Source organism: Legionella sp., assembly GCF_965140895.1.
Taxonomy (GTDB): Bacteria; Pseudomonadota; Gammaproteobacteria; order Legionellales; family Legionellaceae; genus Legionella.
The window spans coordinates 33,623-52,854 of record NZ_CBCSKT010000046.1 but is presented as its reverse complement, the minus strand read 5'-3'; the positions used below and the strand labels follow the sequence as shown (position 1 = coordinate 52,854).

The window sequence follows — 19,232 nt, the reverse complement described above, 5'->3', positions numbered from 1 at the left end:
TATCCTTCCCATAAAAACCCCGTTTATTGCACTCATTCATAGGATTCAAAAAACAGGTTTATTCCAGCAAATTTTGGTCGAATTGGAAGTAATGTAAGAAGTGACGCATACTGAAAGCACTTCATTTAAGCAAATAAGTACCCAGTTAATTGCGGGTACCAGCATCATACACGCTACTGTAGGTCCAACAGGGCTACCTATTAGAGCAGCCGAAGCAGCTACTGCAGCAAAACTATAGGCCAAATTCAAGCTGTTTTCTATAAACGACTTCAGATGAGGATGAGCAGCTAAATAATCGTTATCATTCAAGTAATCTTTGGTTAATAGTTGAGGGAGCCACTTTAAAAGTGCAGCGAGAGCACCGACACCAGCAAAAGAAAGAACATCGCCGGCATGACTTACCAGTTCAGGACTAAAAAATGAATACGCATACTGACTAACAACACCCGCCAAACCACCAAAGACAGCCCCTACTCCCGCTTCAGTAACGGTTCGAGCAAAAACCTCAGAAAACTCCTGGGATGCTAATTCCTCAAAACCATTATCGTCATCTAAACGAATACTTTTCCATGAAGACCCCGAGCGATTATTAGGCATAAAGAAAAATTCCAAACAAATTAAGTTGCAAAATTGTACTATTTGCTGTTGAAAATTTCAACATACTCCTAATTTAGAATCTAATGAAATTACATCAAGGCTATTTACGATTAAAACCTAATGCTCGCAACCGTTGTTCTATTGAAGGGTGGGTATCAAAGGCGCTACTTAAGGATTTAATAGGCGTTATATCTGATGGGTCAAAAAGGTAGGATGCCTGGCGAACTTGTTCATGAGCAGTATTCCCATATTCTTCTGAATAATAATCAGCATGTTGTTCATGATCAGAACTAATCTTCAATAAAGCTCGAGCCATAGGCTCATTATCTCGCATTAATTCAACACAGCCAGCATCAGCCATATATTCACGAGTACGGCTTAAAAACAAAGTTAATAAAACAGTAATTATGGGTAAGACATAGCGCAGAATCATAATCACCATAACCAATTGATTATTATCACGTCGATCGTTGCCGTTGCGTCTAAATAAAACAGAATAGAATAAAATATCGATCACGATAAGCAAAATATTACTCAAAACAGCCACGGTTAAGGTCAGTTTAATATCGCCATGGCGAATATGACTTAATTCATGTGCCATAACGGCTTGTAATTCCGCACGGTTCAATTTATCAATTAATCCGCGGGTAATCGCGACCATTGCCGACTTTTCACTATACCCGCTGGCAAAAGCATTCATATAATCGGCTTCAATAATAAAAACCTTGGGAACAGACTGTAAGCCTGCAGCAACTGTCATTTCCTCTACCACATTATATAATTGCTGTTCTTGCACATTTTGAGCGTTCTGCGGAGTAATCTCTCGATACTCGGTACCTAAAAGCATAATGCGATCGTAAAGCGAATAAGTAATTAATAAAGAAATCGCAGCAAAACCAACCATGAGCAATGTGGCGTAGGGAATCACTCGAAAATGAAGCAAGGCATTCATACTTTGTTGCACAGTAAGACTCGGATACATTGCTTGTAAAACCACTACATCCGCAATCAAACCGACAACAAAGTAAACACCAACAAATAATCCAATTACCATACGCGTCTTACGCTGGTTTTTTCTTATTTGTTCGCGCCAGTCACCTGCACTGCCATGATAGTCAGCAAGACTCATAGTCTATCTCAAAATTTTACAGTGTAGTCTTCTCTAACCTGAACTTGTTCTTCAGGAAGACCCCAGTAAACAAAATCTTTATTCAACGCAGCAGAGAAATAATTCACCACCATTGATTCAAAGAAAGACTTTTTCTTTGCATTATAACGCTCAATCGCATCGTTATATGCTTGTTTAGCATATGCTAATTTGTTTTCGGTATTCACAATTTCTTCCTGCAATTGCAGCACGTTTTGGTTTGCTTTCAAATCAGGATATTGTTCAAAAACCACATTAAGGCCCGATGCAATTTGAGAAATTCCATTCTCTGCCGCAATCCGCCCTTGCTCATCACCTGCAGCTTTAGCAGCTTGTGCTTGATTACGTAAGGCAACAACATCTTTCAAAGTGGTTTGCTCGTAATCCATGTATTTTTTAACGGTATCAATCAGGGATTCGAATACCTTAAATCGGCGATCTAATTGAATATCAATTTGCTTTTTGTCGTTATTAATTGTCTCTATTAACTGGATTAAGACGTTATAAATACCAATAGCCCATATCACTAGCAGAGCAATGATAACTAAAAGCGCAAGAAAGAAAGTACCCATGTTGTTATCCTATAAAAAATATCCTGTTTAAGTTATAGCTTGAAAATAGTAAAAATAACAGGGAAAGATGGCAGACATACCGCATTACGACTTCGTCTAATACGGGCTACACATTGCTCACGAACAAAGAAGGTAGCCATATTAGCGCAGCGTAATAGGGGTTTTGTACTATTTGGAGTACAGAAGAGGCTTCAAGAATTGCCCGGTATAAGATTGGGGACTTTCGGCAACTTGCTCCGGAGTTCCTGTGGCAACAATAAGGCCACCTTTGTTCCCCCCTTCAGGGCCTAGGTCAATAATCCAATCCGCTGTTTTGATTACATCCAGATTATGCTCAATAATTACAATCGTATTCCCCTGCTCCCGCAAACGGAATAATACAGAGAGCAATTGCCGAGTATCATGAAAATGAAGACCCGTAGTTGGTTCATCCAAAATATATAAGGTACTCCCAGTACCACGTTTTGATAATTCACGGGCCAGTTTAATTCGTTGAGCCTCCCCTCCAGATAAGGTTGTGGCGCTTTGACCTAATTTAATATAAGACAAGCCTACATCCACTAAAGTTTGGCATTTTCTGGCTAAGACAGGGATGGCGGCAAAAAAAGTACATGCATCTTCAACCGTCATTTCTAAAACTTCATGAATATTTTTGCCCTTATACTGAATATCCAAAGTTTCGCGATTATATCGCTTCCCCTGACAAACATCACAGGCAACATAAATATCCGGTAAAAAGTGCATCTCAACCTTAATGAGCCCATCTCCCTGACAAGCCTCACAACGTCCGCCGCGGACATTAAAGCTAAAACGACCAGGTTGGTAACCACGTGCTCTTGCCTCAGGAGTTCCGGCAAATAGATCACGAACATGGGTAAATAGGCCGGTATAAGTTGCAGGATTTGAGCGCGGGGTACGGCCAATTGGGCTTTGATCAATATCAATTACTTTATCACAGAGATTCAGTCCTGAAATTTCTTTTACCGCCCCCGGGGTAAATAAACTGGCTCGATTTAACAGGTTCGCAGCAATCGGATACAAGGTATCGTTAATTAAACTGGACTTCCCAGAGCCGGAAACACCCGTAATACAGGTCATCAAGCCTAAAGGAATACTGACACTGACCTGCTTGAGGTTATTGCAGCTAACTCCTTTTAAATGAATCATTTTCTCTCGATTAACAGGCAAACGTTCCTTAGGCACAACGATCGCCTGTTTGCCTGACAAATATTGGCCTGTCAGTGATGCCGGATTCTGCATAACCTCTTCCGGAGTACCGCGGGCAACAATTTCACCACCATGAACCCCGGCACCAGGACCAATGTCCAAGACAAAATCCGCACTACGAATGGCATCCTCATCATGCTCAACCACAATAACGGTATTGCCTTGATTACGTAGATGCATCAAGGTTTTTAACAAACGATCATTATCGCGCTGATGTAAGCCGATTGAAGGCTCGTCTAAAATATACATCACCCCAACCAAGCCAGAACCAATTTGACTCGCGAGACGAATACGTTGTGCTTCACCACCCGATAAGGTTTCCGCACTACGAGTTAAGGACAAATAATCCAAACCAACATTAACTAAAAAGCCTAAGCGCTCTACTATTTCTTTATTAATCTTGGCGGCAATTTCGCCTTTATAACCAGTTAGACGCAAGTTTTTAAAAAACTCATACGATTTTTCAATGGAATAAGCGGATATTTCGGGCAAGCTTTTATCATCAATGAACACGTTACGTGCTTCTTCACGTAAGCGGGTCCCACTACAGGTCTGACATGGGCGTGAAGATAAATACTTGGCGAGCTCTTCCCTGATCATCCCTGAGTCGGATTCCCGATAACGACGTTGCATATTAGGGATAACCCCTTCAAATGCATGTCGCTTCAGCATAAAACCACCATTAGGTCGATGGTAATTAAACTCAATTACATCACCACCGCTACCATATAAAATAATCTCCTGCATCTCGTTAGGAAGATCACAAAAAGCGGTGTCCGTATTAAAACCATAATGCTGTGCCAATGATTCCAGCATAGAGAAATAATAATTGGTCTTTTTATCCCAACCACGAATAGCGCCTTCAGCTAAACTGGCGGTAGCATCATGAATCACACGCTCCGGATCAAAAAACTGATCCACTCCCAAACCGTCACAGGAAGGACAAGCACCAACGGGATTGTTAAAGGAGAAAAGACGAGGCTCCAGCTCACTCAAACTATAACCACATTCAGGACAAGCAAACTTGGAAGAAAATACCAAATCAGTAAATTGATTATCCATGGAGGCAACTATTGCAAGCCCCTCTGCCAAGTTCAACGCATTTTCAAAAGATTCGCTTAAGCGTTGCTCAATTTCAGGCCTTACTTTAAATCGATCAATCACAACTTCGATAGTATGCTTAGTACGCAACCCCAGTTTTGGTGGCGAATCGAGCTCATACAATTCCCCATCAATACGCGCACGCACATAGCCCTTCGCCTGCAATTGTTGGAATAACTGCACTTGCTCGCCTTTGCGCTCACGTACTACCGGTGCCAAAATCATCACTTTGGAATCAGCAGGCAACATCATTACCTGATCCACCATTTGGCTGACCGTTTGCGCATGCAAACGCACATGATGTGTCGGGCAGCGCGGCTCACCGACCCGAGCGTAAAGCAAGCGTAAATAATCATAAACCTCAGTAATTGTCCCAACCGTAGAGCGTGGGTTATGTGAGGTTGCTTTTTGTTCTATCGAAATGGCAGGAGATAAACCGTCAATAGAATCAACATCTGGCTTTTCCATCATCGATAAAAATTGTCGGGCATAAGCAGACAATGATTCGACATAACGTCGCTGCCCTTCGGCATAAAGCGTATCAAAGGCTAATGAAGACTTGCCAGAGCCAGATAAACCAGTAATAACAATTAACTGATCTCGAGGTAAGTCTAAATCAAGATTTTTGAGATTATGGGTTCGTGCACCACGAATACTGATAGTTTGCATAAAATTCGTTCGGTTGGTTTAATAATTCTGAAAAGAAAAATGAATTATGAACTTAAATTAGCAGAGCGTATAGACATTTTTAATTCCATAATCAAGATACTTCAAAAGACCTATTTTTTTTGCCTCTGAAGTTGCTTGGGTATTCATAGATACTTCTGCTACACTTAACTTAATAACTCGTTAATATAAAAGGATTTTAGTGATGAGGGCTCTTGTACTCGGAATCATTCTCATTTTGGCTCCCAATCTTTACGCCAAAGAACCCATTCCAGTAACCGCCTGGACAAAAAAAACCTTACTTAACGCACTAAGTGTAGATTATAAGTCGATAGATGAGGAACCCGAGGAGTATAAAGCAGGATTTACCATAAATAGCTGGGATGCTCTTAAGGTCTTCCTTGGGGGATATACAGAAACAATCCGAGATAAAGAACTTTCCATTCATCCCCTTTTTCTTATAGAACCGCTGATAGTAGACTCCGGAGTTGTCTCGGGAATGAACTTTTCCCGCGTCAATACGGAAATCCTGTTGCCGGAAATTAATCTAAAGGTTGCCTTTTCTGTACTTGTCATTGCCACTAAGCCGCCATCAAGCAGCCCTTATATTATCCAAAATATTAGCATGGTTAAGGAGGAAAAATAATGAGTTCTTCGTTTCGTTTTAAATTATTTTTCTGGTATTTCTGCCATTTTAAAGTTGCGATGATCGGCTACTTAAAACCACGACTAATTAAAATTGATGAAGAAGAAATTGTTATTTGCCTGCCGCTTAGAAGACGCAGTCGTAACCATTTAAACTCAATGTACTTTGGCGCATTATCCGTTGGTGCCGACTTAGCGGGCGGAATCCATGGTTTTTATCATGCGGAACGTGCTCAATGTAAAGTCTCATTAGTTTTTAAGTCATTCCACGCGCAATTTTTACGCCGTCCGGAATCAGATGTTTATTTTGTGTGCACTGATGGCGCACAGGTGAAAGCCATGTTAGAAGAAACCCAAAGAACAAAAGAGCGAGTAAACAAACCAATCAAAATTGGTGCCTATACTGATTACCCGGGATTAACGAATAAGGTGGCTGATTTTACGTTAGAATTATCGGTAAAAGTAGTTTCATAAAAAAATAAGTTCAAAAAACCTACATTCTTAATAATAATTTAAGTATGATGCATTACACTAGCGCGGGGTTAATAATGCAGGATATCTGAATGTTTATTATAGAAGAAACACTACGAATTATTGAATCATTCAAGAGAAACCAACTTTCTAAAAAAGTAGACCATTATTACGAACAAATTTTTGACATGCTGAAAAGCAAGCATGTTAGCCCGAAAATACGTCGGTATTTTACTCCAGACAAGATCAATACCACGGGAATTCCATTTACTGGCTTTGAACTTGAACCGGATAACATTACCCAAATAAAAAAGCTAATCAATGCGCTTTATTATGCTCGTTTATCCTTTATTGATTTAGAGAATATTGATATTAGAGATTTACGCAAAGCCACATCCAATGGCAGCTTACTGATTAGCAATACAATTGAAACAACTTATGAAGCGGCTTACTTAGCCACTCATTTGGATGTGGATTTAAAAGAAATGTTCCGTGAGGAGCTTGAATTTATTCTGCCCCATTTAGCCCAGGTGCAACAACTTGCTGAAAAAAATGCTCAAGCAACAAAGGACGCGATTCACCCCTATCCCCTTGCCAAAACAGTCGGTGTGGCGATGGGTAAAACCGTAGATCAGCTACGTCCTTTAGGTGGAGATGTCGATTATAATTTCTTAACCGAATTCAGTAGGCTTTTACCCAGCTATATTAATCAGCTCACCGAAAAGATTGAGTCGTACTCGTCACAACTTCGCCAAAATGAGCCCAAGCTCAACCAAAAAAAATTAGATGAAATACAAAACGCCGCACTTCACTTATTAAATGACATAGAAAATTTAAAGGGGAATAAGATCCTTGTTTCGCTTAAATTTTTAAATTACATCCACATTCTTCGTAACCTAATTACCTTGGTAATGAGTACCATGGAACAGGTTGGGGAATTAAGTGAATTCTCCCAAGACGTGGTATGCGGTAAATTATCTCAAATAAAATACGACGTACTGCCTAAACTATTTGGTCTAGTAGACAAAATAGAAGTGAATTGCATGCTCAATCCGGGCATCTTATCGACTCCCCTGATGGATAATGCACAAAAATTATATGAGGCACTCGTTTACCTTCCTCAAAAAGCCATTGATTTTAAAACAAGAGGGGAAGAGTTACTGCAAATTGAAGACTCCCGTTTTATTGAATTAAGGCTGGAACTTGCTTATAAGCGTGTTGATACAGCGAATAAAACGCTTTATAAGACCCAGCAAGCCAGGAATGCAATTGATGCGTTTTTCGATGAGTTGAGCAAACCTGAGCACAAAAACCTGAGCCTTCATCAATTACCTGAGCCGGTAAGAGAACAACTTATTAGCCATTACAAAATATTTAAACTTTATGTAGAACGTCTGAATGTCGATCTCAATGATCAAATGACCGCCGGTCTCCTTGGTCCCAATGCCTGGTCATCATATACTACACGCTCCACATGGTCTTCCTATATCTCAAGGCCATGGAGTTTCATCACTAGAACACAAGATCCGGATCATGTCGACTCCATTCTTTCTAAAAGAGCAGCCCTATGCGCCTTAGTTGATAAAAATGAAGTAACCCAACTATTCCATATCAAACTCAATCGGACTCTGATTAAATCTGTATACAGAAACGCACAGTTAGCCTTATACCCTTATGACCGGGAAACTAATGTATACACCCTTGATGAAACGCTCCCTCTCGGGATTAAAAAAGATGCCGCACCGCTGACTATTGAAAAAACCCAACTTTTAACGCTGAGAAAAAATTTTGAGAGCTTCAATAAGCTAATTAAACGCTCCATTCATGATGCTCAAACTCATTTAACCATAAATCAGCTCGGCAATGAGAACAGAATTCGTCTCAAAAACCTTTATAATAAATTACGTCCTTATTTGCCTTATTTAGCCGCGAACAAAGCTGACTTACAAAAATTTGAACAATATCTTGCGGCAGTGCTGGCAAATCGAATAGTTGATACAAAAGACACCCCCACAGTCATCGACACAACCTCGTTGCTACAAAGTTGTGCCGCAGCACTGTCGATGATCCAAGCCACATGGCCTACAACAGATGACTCTTATTATGATTTACAACAAGCTGAATTCCTTGATGAAGAGGCGGCAGCTGCGTTTCTCGAACAAGAATCCCAAAAGCTGCAATTCGAAAAAAGCGACAGCACCCAGCATACTTTACTGAGAAATCCAGAACAGTTAACTGCCGATCAAACCCTTGAACTCTGTGAATGGTATCGCAATAAACACAATAAATTCCAAGTTGCACGACAAGCATATAATGAGTTTATGAAGCTGTTGCAAATACACAGTTCCCAGGAAAAACATCCCCATGCTCAAGTGCTCTTAGTTGCTTATGATCCTACTAGTGCCAGCATCTATAATATTGACGAGACTAACCTACAAAATACTCAGACTAATGCCTTAATTCCCAACCCCGAACAATTAACGGCCGATCAGGCAATTGAACTCTATGCTTTATATTGTGATAAATACAATAACTTCAAAGCGGCTCGACAAGCCTACATAGATTTTAACAAGATCCTGAAAAAACATCGCCTTCATGAAAACATTTATGACCTAAGTCAATTAGATGGCACGCTTAAAGAACAATGCCGTAATTTATATGCCGTAATTCAACCTTATTTTGTAGCGGCATCGACATTAACTCCCAATGAGATGCTCAATTTAGATCGGGTCCTGGTTGAGTTACTATCAAACAATCCAGTTGTACCAATAGACCTACCTGTCGCAGCCTTATTCAAAGACGCCGAAAATCATTTCATCGAAGTTGAAAAGACCTGGCGACAAAAAAAACAACAATTTATACGTTTGGCACAGGAAAAATCGACGACTGAAACGGCATTTCAGGGACTTCTCAATGCCCATAAAATCGAAGGTGCGGTGCAAAATATTGAAGCATTAAGCGACCAGGTAAAAACTCAGTGCCGCAATTTGTATAATGTCTTTCAAGCTTACTTTGTTTGCGCAGCTCCTGAATCCCGCAAAGAAGATGTTCAAAAATTTGATAAATTCTTAGCAGAAGCGTTATCAAAGAAAAAGATCGAGACAACAGCAATACCAACCGTTGACTTATTCGAAGTACTGGATGAGCATTTTGAAACTCATTATGCTAATGTGAGTATGGATTTGCATTATAAAAACCAGCAATACATCAGCCTTGCTCAAGAAAAACTTGCTGATGAAAATGAAGCAACCTCACTCAGTTTAAACCTGAAACAAGAAGAAAGAGCCTATCGTCTTCTCAAAGACACCAACATTTCTAAAGGCATCGCTGAATTTAGATCAGCACTATATGGCATTCAGGCTCTCTTTAATGAAGCCATGCGCAAACAATTAGTTCCCAAAGCACAAGGCGTTCCTTATCCTGAAATGGAAAATCCTTATCAACAACTAGCCGAGAGCATGCAGGTTCGCGCGATAAAAGATATTTATAATTGTCTGTTTCACATTGAAGGAATTGCTCATGCATTAGAAGATTTAAATGATCACAATCTTCATGGCCCATATACCACCATTGGTGAAGAGAAGATGGCCAAGGTATGGAAATGGAATTATGTGAGGATGCTGTTACAAGCTTATGGTCATATCAACGAAATCATCCAGCTCAGTGAGCGATTGGCTACCGATCCTCATTATAGTTTTATTACCCGTGAATTAGTAAGCAAGGCTCAAAATCTTTACGCTGTAATCCAGGGGCATTCTTTTGCCTATCAAACAGCACCAGAGCAAATTCCCGCAGATGGAACAGTACAACAAAATTCAGTGTGGTTTGCACTTAATGCTTTTTATATTGGCCCAAATCACATTAGATCGCTAAAAAATAAGAATTATCAATCTACCGAAGAACTGAATACGCTTTATAGGAATGCAAAACAAGCAACATTGGCTATAGAAGCAATGATTAAAAATTCGCATTCTTATTTTAAACTCTTTCTACAGTCACCACAGATGTTATTGCTTTATCGAGAGTTGATGCAAAAGCTCAATGAATTTACCACCACAGCACATGATGCGGCACTTAATAATATAGATAAGATTAGGCCTGGAATATTTACGCCAATGCTGCTTGAGGCAGATCATTGGGAAACAAAACTTGGATTAGCTCCTGGTAGTCTTTCAGAACCATTAAGACGCGTCATGAATGAATTTTATAAAGGCTTCTTAGAGGCTCTTGATTTACCCTCCGAAGTGCACGTTGCCTTAATCTGTGATAAGAAACCATTAGAAGAACGCACGAATATTCTCGAGAAAAAGATCACCAAGGCTAAAAAGAATATTGAGCGAGTAAAAAAAGAGTATGCCGACCTTGAAAACCTATACAGGTATGTTCAAGAATACAAGCGTTATGCACACCCTGATATCATATCTGCGTTACAACCGATTAGAGTACATCTCTACACCTTTGAAGAATGTGTAAAGGGACTGCAAGAACAATATAAGAAAAACTTACCTCTCTTAGCCCAGTTTCGGGATACAAAGAAAGTCCGCGTTGAAGTAAGCACTTATGAGGACCAGCATCACTTAGATAAAATATGTAGTGAAACACTTAATGCGTACGACCCTGAATTTACCGAAATTGAGGGCTGGATTACCGCCAGTTATCATTACGTTCTTGGCCTGGTATCAACCTATGAGATGAGGCTACAGACAGCTCAAGAACAACTGACACAGCTTCAAGAAATAGATAACATCCAGGACAAAGAAAACCAGGATTTTATTCACGAATATACGACAAAAACCTTTAATCGACACTTGAAGAAACTGTGTAACCGTCATATTGGTTTACAATATACCGATCAGGAATATCGCAAAGAATTACGTAGCGAATTACTCACATTTAAAACCCAAATCATTACCCAGGCAGAAACGGTACAGGACATTAGTTTCAGTATAGAAAAACAGTTGCAAGAAAAAATCGGAGAGTTTGAACGCAAGCATTATGAGGAATACGCGCAACTGGATCGCGTTCTGGTTGTTTTAGCACAAATAAAAGGATATTTGAGCGATGCAACGAAAAAGAAAAATGAACAGCAAGTTAGTTCAGTGCAAAAAACTCAATCGAATCTTAAAGATCCGTTAACTGAAAAGTCTGAATTAATTAATGACTTATATGAAATAGCTACAAATGCTCAGGACGATGTAAATGAAATAGAGTCAATTGGTTCGGATTATGAGCCTGTAGCAACTATTCAAGAAAATGTAGGACATGAGCCAGGCACTAAAGCTCATCCTGAAAAGATAAAAAAGCCAGCGCAAAAGACTGAAGATGAGCCAACCATCTTATCAATCAAAGAACGTTTTGAAGAGATAAAAAAACGAGTGAAGCAACCACGCTTTGAAAGTGTTCTCCTTGCCCCAAATAGGCATATGGATACATTGAGTTATGCTTATTTCAAAGCCTGTTTTCTATCCTTGTTAGAGGCATTAAATCTTTATACTTCTACACGGAAGCGCTTCTTAGACAATATGAATGAGGCGGTAGATAAACCACAAAAACTGGATTCCGCGCTCATCGTAAGATTCGGATTATTCATTCAACCGACTCAGCCACCTGTAAGTGAGGACTTGGTTGAGGCTACGGAAACAACGATTATATCACTGCACTAGCGCTGGCAGTCGTAAGAGCATAAAAGATCCTCGTAACCACCAATGACGTGGATCCGGACCTCATATTTCGCTATAACCTCAAATCAGATGCGTTTTCATTCTCTCGCAAAGAGTATTTTTATTATTGATAGCGTATCTATAGATATTTATCCCAATGACTCTTCATTCTCCAAATGTTCTTCTCTCGCCTTTTCTACATGTTCTTCAGCTAAAAACAGATACATTGAAGGGACCACAAAAAGGGTAAATAAAGTACCAATCGATATTCCTGTCGCAATCACCAAACCGATATTATAGCGGCTTTGAGCTCCCGCTCCGGTAGCAATAATTAAAGGTATAACCCCCAATACCATTGCAGCGGTAGTCATCAAAATGGGACGTAAGCGAATGGCGGAGGCAGCGAGAATTGCATCGAGTTTCTTTTGCCCTTTTTCCTGTAACTCATTAGCAAATTGCACAATTAAAATACCATGCTTACTGATTAAGCCAATCAGGGTTACCAAGCCTACTTCACTATAAATATTCAAGGAAGCACCTCCAATACCAAGGCTTACGAAAATCATCGCGCCACAAATAGACATAGGCACACTAATTAATACGATCAACGGATCACGGAAACTCTCAAACAAGGCCGATAAAGATAAGAAAATAATAATTAACGCGAAGAAGAAGGTAACCATTAATGAGGAGCCTTCTTTAATATATTGTCGTGACTGGGATGCGTAATCAATGGAATAACCTTGAGGCAAAGTCTGATTCGCATAGCTCGCTAAAGTACCTAAAGCTTTATCAGTTGAAACACCAGGAAATGCAACCGCAGAAATCGTTGCGGAATTAAGCTGCTGAAAATGATTTAATGATTCTGGAACAACTTGTCGTTGCAAACTTGCTACAGTTGAGAGGGGTATCGCTTCCCCTGTTGAAGTCTTAATATAGTAATTTAATATTTGCTCAGGATTTAAACGAGACTCTCGTGTCACTTGAGGAATAACCTGATAAGAACGGCCCGAAAAATCAAAATAATTAATGTATCCCTCACTGAGTGCAGAGCCAAATAAATTACCAAGATCCTGCATTGTTAAGCCAAACTGAGAGATTCTGTTGCGATCTAAATTAATTCGCGTTTGCAACTGGTCGATCTTGAGATCGACATCAATATAAGCAAACAAGCCAGAGTTACGTGCCTGGTCCAAGATCGGTTGCATTACTTCATTTAAATTTTCAAAGGGTTCAGTTGTGGTAACCACAAATTGAATTGGCAATCCGCTCCCACCTCCAGGCAATGATGGCAATTGGAACGCCGCAATTTTTGCCCCCGCAATATTCTTCAACTCGCGTTGAATTAAAGGTTGCAGTTGATTCGAGGTACGACTACGCTCATCCCATGGTTTTAAAACCATACCAATAACGGACATGTTTAACCCAGTCTGACCATCGACCTGAAAGATATGATCCGTTTCTGGATATTTTTTATAGATTTCATTGACCGCATTAGCATAAAGCTGTGTTTGAGCTAATGAGGCATTTGCTGAAGCGGTTACTTGCGAAATAATAACTCCCTGATCCTCTTGCGGTGCTAATTCTGATGCTGATGTCGTAAACAAAAAGTAATTACTCGCTAAAATAATCGCGGCAAAAACGAGGACTACCGGCAAATTACGCAAGGTTCTTACTAAAACATGGGAATAGCCTTTTTCTAACTTAGTAAAAAAATTATCAACCCGTGTCATAAAACGCCCTTTCGTTGCCCCCTCTCCTACCTGCAAGAATTTAGAACACATCATAGGCGATAAAGTTAAGGCAACCACCGCAGAAATAGTTACAGCACCCGCTAAAGTAAAGGCAAACTCCGTAAATAAGGCTCCGGTTAATCCTCCCATAAAACCAATAGGAGCATAAACAGCAATCAGAACGACCGTAATAGCAATAATCGGATTGGCTAATTCACTTGCTCCAAGTAATGCCGCTTTAATTCGAGTTCGCCCCTCTTCAATATGACGCTGCACGTTTTCTACAACAATAATTGCATCGTCCACCACAAGACCAATCCCTAAAACTAAAGCTAATAAGGTCAATAAATTAATAGAATAACCTAAAGCCAGCATGACCCAAAAAGTGCCAATAATGGATAAGGGAATTGCAACTAAAGGAATCATTACGGAACGAATAGAACCAAGGAAAATAAAAATAACTGCAGTCACAATCAGGAACGCTTCCATCAAAGAAAGAATAACTTCATGAATTGACGAATCAACGAACAAACTCGCATCATAAACAATACTGGCATTTAATCCTTGCGGTAATTGTGCCTGGATGGTTGGAAAAACTTTTCTAATTTCATTAATTACGGTTAGCAAGTTAGCCGATGGAGCAACAATAATCCCAACATAAACAGCCGTTCGTCCATCAAAACTCACCGAAGAATTATAATTCTGGGCACCAAGATCGACATCTGCGACATCCTCCAAGCGAATAATAGCCCCGCTTTTTGCCTTAATAACCATTTTCTTAAATTGCTCAACATCGTTAAGATTGGTAGAGGCAGTCAGGTTTTGAATAAACATCTGCCCATCTGTACGACCCACAGCAGAAATAAAATCATTATTAGCTAATGCCAGCCCAATGTCTGCTGCCGAAAGCCCAAAACCTGCTAATTTCACGGGGTCAAGCCACGCACGTAGCGCAAAGGTTTGACTTCCCAGAATTTGCGCATTCTGTACACCGCTAACCGCCTGCAACTTAGGCTGAACCACACGAATGATGTAATCGGTAACTTTATTAATCGGCAATTCATCACTATAAAAACCAATATACATCGAATCAATGGTTTGTCCGACGGACACCGTAATTACTGGCTGTTGTGAGTTTTTCGGTAACTGATTAAGTACGGCATTTACTTTGGTAGTAATATCCGATAATGCTTTTAAGGGATCGTAATTAAGTAATAAGTTAACGGTAATCATACTGGTTCCCGGGGTGCTGGTAGAGGTCATATAATCAATACCATTGGCCTGGGCAATCGAATTTTCTAATGGTGTGGTAATAAAACCCGCGATCACATCCGGGTTGGCCCCTGTATAAGTCGTTGTGACGGTAACAATGGCATTTTCTGTAAAAGGGTATTGCATTACAGGTAACGACCCCATGGAGCGCAATCCCATTGCCAAAATCATTAAGCTAATCACTGTAGCCAGTACAGGCCGCTTAATAAAAATATCGGTAAATGCCATAAATACAATCCTTAGCGTCTATTTGTAACCTGAGGGTTAGCTTCATTACTGGGTTGGATGGTGTTATTAACCGCAATTCGGCTGCCATTTTTAAGCTTTAATTGCCCACTGGTTACGACGGTTTCTCCTTCGTTAATTCCTTTCAAAACCGCAACCTGATCCCCTCGCGTATCGCCTAAAGTAACAAAAACCTGCTGCACCGTAACCATGGGACGATTTTTATCATCTTTTTTGCCACTGTCTTTAACGACATAAACGATATCCCCGTAAGGATTAAAACTAATTGCCGATTGAGGTAAGGTGATGTAACTGCGCGTGGACTGAACTTCTACCGCCGTATGCACAAACATACCTGGCTTTAATAAGAAACGAGGGTTCAACAAGGTTGCTTCGATTTCCACATTACGGGTATTAACATCAACTTGAGGCTGAATAGTCGTAATTTTTCCTTTAAAGAGTTGCTCAGGAAAGGTATCAACACTAACAGAAACCACTTGCCCTAGTTCCAGATCCGCCAAAGCTTGCTGAGGCAAAAAAAAGTCTGCGTAAATTATATTTAAGTCCTGTAAGGCAGTGACCGTATCACCAACATTAAGATATTGACCAGGGTTGACATTATTGATCCCTAAGCGCCCTGAAAATGGTGCCCGCACCGTCTTTTTTTCGACGATGGCCGCTTGCTGCTCTACCAGTGCTTGCAGATTTTTAAGATTCCACCAATCGCTATCTACTACTTGTTTGCTCACTGCGTTAACTTTAAACTGAGCTTTATCTCGCTCATAAGTAATTTTAGCTAACTCAACTTGTGCCTGTAATGAATGCAACTGCCCTAATTCAGCATCAGCATTTAATTGCACTAAAAGAGCGCCTTTTTCCACTTGAGCACCGGGAGTAAACGAAATTGTTTTTACCATGCCCGCTAATTCAGTAGTAACATTTACCCCGACGCGAGCTCGTAAACTTCCAACCGCTTTCATCATTGGCTGCCATAAAGACTTTTCTGCTTTCATGGTGGAGACCGTAATTATCGGATTTTGCATACTCGCAAAATATCGTTTCATCATAAAACCTGTAAATGCTTTCCAGCCAAAGATCAAGCCAAAAAGTATCCCCACGGATACCAACATAATTGTCATTTGCTTTTTCAAGAAATTCTCTCTTAATTTGTATCTAAATCTTAAACGCCATCCACCGGAACATTAAGTTAAGGACACTGCCTCATTTCAGGATGATGTCTCCTACACACATTCTTTTACACACCATGGCTTATGCCACCAGCCACCACCTAAGGCTTGGAATAAACCGGCGGTATCGTTATAACGTAAGGCCTGCGCCTGAATACGGCTCAGCATTGTTTGTTGATACTGCTGTTGCGCATTTAATAAATTAATATAACTAACTCCACCAAGGCGAAATTGCTGTACCGTCAACGTTAAGGCATCGCGTGCTGCATATTCAGCGCGAATATCTGCTTGTAATGTTCGTGCATCAGTTTCTATGGCGCTTAATGCGTCCGCCACATTTTGAAATGCCTGCAAAACAGTTTGTTGATATTGAGCCTTTGCCTGCTCATAAGCCGCAACAGCAGCTCGACGTTGAGCAAATAAAGCACCCCCACGAAATAATGGCTGTGCCACAGCTGCGCCAATCAGCCAGACATTGTTTGGCCCTGTAAATAACTTGGACCAAGAAATATTCAGCCAGCCCTCATTCCCGGTTAACGAGACTTGGGGGAAAAGATTAGCAGTAGCAACACCGACTTTTGCGCAAGCTGAATGCAGGAGCGCCTCCGAAGCACGCACGTCGGGACGCTGACGTACCAGCATCGAGGGTATACTTAACGGTAATTCGGTAGGTAGTTTTAATCGATTCAAATCAAGCTTGGGCAAAGCCCCTTCTGGAAATTCACCGACCAGTACTGAGAGAGAATGCTTGGCTAGGGCCAGGTTTTTTTGTAATGGTGGTAAGGTCGCTTTAGACTGTTCCAATAAGGTTTGCTGCGTCAATACATTTGCACGAGAAACCGCCCCCACATTAAATTGCTGGTTTAAGATATTTAATAAATCTTGTTCGATTTTAATTAAACGGCGAGTTGCATCAATTTGCGCTTGATAAGATGCGATATTTACTGCGGTGGTAACAATATTGGCGGCCAAGCTAAGATGTGCCGCAATTTCTTCAAATTGTTGATAGTCTACTTGGGCACGCAAGGATTCAAGTTCTCGTCGTGATCCACCGAAGACATCAAGCACATAAGAAACATTAAAGGCTGTACTATATATGGAGAATGTAGAACTTTGACCAGGTGTACCAATTTGCGCGGTTGCGTAACGTTGGCGCTGTACCCCAAAGGCGCCATTAATTGCTGGAAGTAACAAATTACCAACTTGCACTCGCCAATTTTCTCTCGCTTGATGCAGCGCAGCTGAAGCCGAAGCCAAAGTAGGGCTATTATCTAAACCCGCTTTAACTAATTGGTTAATTTCAGGAGATTGATAGAGTTCCCACCATAACAGCGGAATATCTTTGTTCTTAATAAAAGCTTGTGCGTCCCCCCCTGTCCCGTGCGTTTTCACCGTCTTAGCCGGTAATGGCGATTCAGTATATTGCTTGACTGGTGGTAATGGAGGCGAGCGAAAGTTAGGCCCGACCATACAGCCTGCCTGCAGAACAGAAAATGTAAATACCCCAATAAACACACCTGGGCGAGATCTAAAACCAAGCACTAGCAACAATCCTTTGCAACTTATAAATTTATGACAGCTAATCTATCATGAATTTATAAAAAAATGCATTGAAAAATCAGAGAATAAAAATAAAAGTATCAAAAAATAGATTCCGTCTCCTTTTGCCGCCTCGAATAATAATTGCATTGCCAATAAAATCCTTATATCATGAAAGACCAATTAATGACCACATTGACTCCCCATCTGCTTTGTTTTAGCATCATCAGCAACCAGACAACTGGAAAGCAACGAATGCTCATCCATAAAAAAATAGATGCACAAGGTAATTACCTGGAATTTCCAGGGATTACAGTCATTGCCGATGTAGATAATAAGGATAAAAAATTCTGGCTGAACATCTACGAATTCCTTAATGGAAGCAACAAGTTACGCCGCTATTACGCCCCCCTTCCCAGTTCCAGTTATCATATGACCACCAATAACTTATATACTCAAAGTGACGATGCGAATAACTGGCCGATATTGCTCAATGACGAGCGATTCCAACGCCTACATACCAAGTTAATGGCAACCCCCTTTACTCCTACCGCAAAGGTCGTAGCAATTAAAGTCTCTTATGCCTTACAATTAAATGTAGCCATTCCTCAATTCCAGTATGATTTAATTAAAGCAATTGCCGATGAATTCGGCATAGAAAACAAAATCCCTAAAACACTCCATGTTACTTTAGCTTATGCGTACAAAGCCGCCAGTGATGCACAGATTATTGCCACTGAAATTGAACAACTCGCGTCTTTGTGCCTTGAAAAGGAACTTAGATTGCGGCCACCTAGACTGTGTTTTTTCTATGACATGCAGCAATTTTTTTCCTGGGATGGGAAAGATAATCCGTTTAAATCGAATCATTAACTGAACTCAAACTGCCGATGCCCGCGCACAAATCATCGGGACATCGAAAAATAAGAAAGAAATCACTCAGTACTTCGCCTCCAACAAGACGATAGAAAAACACGCGAATGTTATTAAAGATGAGAGGCTCGCTGAATACCATGGCCCACATTGGTCACGTCTTTGCCAAAACCTCTAACTGTACCGCATGCTGTTAGCATCCCTACCGTGGCCAAAAAAAGACAAACCATTATTATTTTTTTCGCTCTGTTCATGATTTTCCTCTCTTCTCTGAGTTTGAAAATAGGGCATTTCTTTAGTTATTCTAGTCCATATTC

Annotated in this window: 12 protein-coding genes; 4 read left to right on the top strand and 8 right to left on the bottom strand. The window is 40.5% G+C overall.

From position 1 onward, the window contains the following. Window positions 1-45: 45 nt before the first annotated feature. From ACQY7T_RS06335 to uvrA, 4 genes are all read right to left on the bottom strand, one after another. Window positions 46-597: a hypothetical protein gene (locus tag ACQY7T_RS06335; protein WP_428412101.1), complete on the bottom strand. Its 552-nt coding sequence runs from the start codon at window positions 595-597 to the stop codon at window positions 46-48. A gap of 100 nt (window positions 598-697) precedes the next feature. Next, window positions 698-1,726: a zinc metalloprotease HtpX gene (gene htpX / locus ACQY7T_RS06330; RefSeq protein WP_428412100.1), complete on the bottom strand. Its 1,029-nt coding sequence runs from the start codon at window positions 1,724-1,726 to the stop codon at window positions 698-700. A gap of 8 nt (window positions 1,727-1,734) precedes the next feature. After that, window positions 1,735-2,316, bottom strand: coding sequence for a LemA family protein (locus ACQY7T_RS06325; protein ID WP_428412099.1), 582 nt, complete (start codon window positions 2,314-2,316; stop codon window positions 1,735-1,737). Window positions 2,317-2,484: 168 nt separating this feature from the next. Continuing rightward, window positions 2,485-5,313, bottom strand: a complete 2,829-nt coding sequence (gene uvrA, locus ACQY7T_RS06320; RefSeq protein WP_428412098.1) for an excinuclease ABC subunit UvrA — start codon at window positions 5,311-5,313, stop codon at window positions 2,485-2,487. A 202-nt stretch (window positions 5,314-5,515) separates the two neighbouring features. On the opposite strand from uvrA, the gene ACQY7T_RS06315 reads away from it, so the two are divergent. The 3 genes from ACQY7T_RS06315 (at window position 5,516) to ACQY7T_RS06305 (ending at window position 12,089) form a co-directional block, all read left to right on the top strand. Next, window positions 5,516-5,956, top strand: a complete 441-nt coding sequence (locus ACQY7T_RS06315) for a hypothetical protein (protein ID WP_428412097.1) — start codon at window positions 5,516-5,518, stop codon at window positions 5,954-5,956. Continuing rightward, a complete protein-coding gene (locus tag ACQY7T_RS06310) occupies window positions 5,956-6,429 on the top strand; it encodes a PaaI family thioesterase (RefSeq protein ID WP_428412096.1) in 474 nt (157 codons plus the stop codon). The genes ACQY7T_RS06315 and ACQY7T_RS06310 overlap by 1 nt, the downstream gene beginning before the upstream one ends. Window positions 6,430-6,518: 89 nt before the next feature. Further along, window positions 6,519-12,089 carry an SdhA gene (locus tag ACQY7T_RS06305; protein WP_428412095.1) on the top strand — a complete coding sequence of 1,857 codons (5,571 nt, stop codon included), beginning with the start codon at window positions 6,519-6,521 and terminating at the stop codon, window positions 12,087-12,089. A 146-nt stretch (window positions 12,090-12,235) separates the two neighbouring features. Here ACQY7T_RS06305 and ACQY7T_RS06300 read toward each other — a convergent pair whose 3' ends face one another. From ACQY7T_RS06300 to ACQY7T_RS06290, 3 genes are all read right to left on the bottom strand, one after another. Further along, the gene (locus ACQY7T_RS06300) at window positions 12,236-15,319 is read right to left on the bottom strand and encodes an efflux RND transporter permease subunit (protein WP_428412094.1); all 3,084 of its coding nucleotides are present in this window, start codon (window positions 15,317-15,319) and stop codon (window positions 12,236-12,238) included. A gap of 11 nt (window positions 15,320-15,330) precedes the next feature. Continuing rightward, the gene (locus tag ACQY7T_RS06295) at window positions 15,331-16,467 is read right to left on the bottom strand and encodes an efflux RND transporter periplasmic adaptor subunit (protein ID WP_428412093.1); all 1,137 of its coding nucleotides are present in this window, start codon (window positions 16,465-16,467) and stop codon (window positions 15,331-15,333) included. A 90-nt stretch (window positions 16,468-16,557) separates the two neighbouring features. Continuing rightward, a complete protein-coding gene (locus ACQY7T_RS06290; protein ID WP_428412092.1) occupies window positions 16,558-18,045 on the bottom strand; it encodes an efflux transporter outer membrane subunit in 1,488 nt (495 codons plus the stop codon). A gap of 183 nt (window positions 18,046-18,228) precedes the next feature. On the opposite strand from ACQY7T_RS06290, the gene ACQY7T_RS06285 reads away from it, so the two are divergent. Next, complete coding sequence (locus ACQY7T_RS06285) at window positions 18,229-18,915, top strand: DUF1868 domain-containing protein (protein WP_428412090.1); 687 nt, start codon at window positions 18,229-18,231, stop codon at window positions 18,913-18,915. A gap of 113 nt (window positions 18,916-19,028) precedes the next feature. On the opposite strand, the gene ACQY7T_RS06280 is transcribed toward ACQY7T_RS06285, so the two are convergent. Then, on the bottom strand, window positions 19,029-19,115 hold the full coding sequence (locus tag ACQY7T_RS06280; protein WP_428412131.1) for an entericidin A/B family lipoprotein: 87 nt from the start codon (window positions 19,113-19,115) through the stop codon (window positions 19,029-19,031). Window positions 19,116-19,232: the final 117 nt, after the last annotated feature.

Bases quoted from the DNA above. Each gene is read 5' to 3' on its own strand.
- ACQY7T_RS06280 (WP_428412131.1), bottom strand. From the start codon at position 19,115: ATGCTAACAGCATGCGGTACAGTTAGAGGTTTTGGCAAAGACGTGACC.
- ACQY7T_RS06285 (WP_428412090.1), top strand. From the start codon at position 18,229: ATGACCACATTGACTCCCCATCTGCTTTGTTTTAGCATCATCAGCAAC.
- ACQY7T_RS06335 (WP_428412101.1), bottom strand. From the start codon at position 597: ATGCCTAATAATCGCTCGGGGTCTTCATGGAAAAGTATTCGTTTAGAT.
- ACQY7T_RS06310 (WP_428412096.1), top strand. From the start codon at position 5,956: ATGAGTTCTTCGTTTCGTTTTAAATTATTTTTCTGGTATTTCTGCCAT.
- ACQY7T_RS06305 (WP_428412095.1), top strand. From the start codon at position 6,519: ATGTTTATTATAGAAGAAACACTACGAATTATTGAATCATTCAAGAGA.
- htpX (WP_428412100.1), bottom strand. From the start codon at position 1,726: ATGAGTCTTGCTGACTATCATGGCAGTGCAGGTGACTGGCGCGAACAA.
- uvrA (WP_428412098.1), bottom strand. From the start codon at position 5,313: ATGCAAACTATCAGTATTCGTGGTGCACGAACCCATAATCTCAAAAAT.
- ACQY7T_RS06315 (WP_428412097.1), top strand. From the start codon at position 5,516: ATGAGGGCTCTTGTACTCGGAATCATTCTCATTTTGGCTCCCAATCTT.
- ACQY7T_RS06325 (WP_428412099.1), bottom strand. From the start codon at position 2,316: ATGGGTACTTTCTTTCTTGCGCTTTTAGTTATCATTGCTCTGCTAGTG.
- ACQY7T_RS06300 (WP_428412094.1), bottom strand. From the start codon at position 15,319: ATGGCATTTACCGATATTTTTATTAAGCGGCCTGTACTGGCTACAGTG.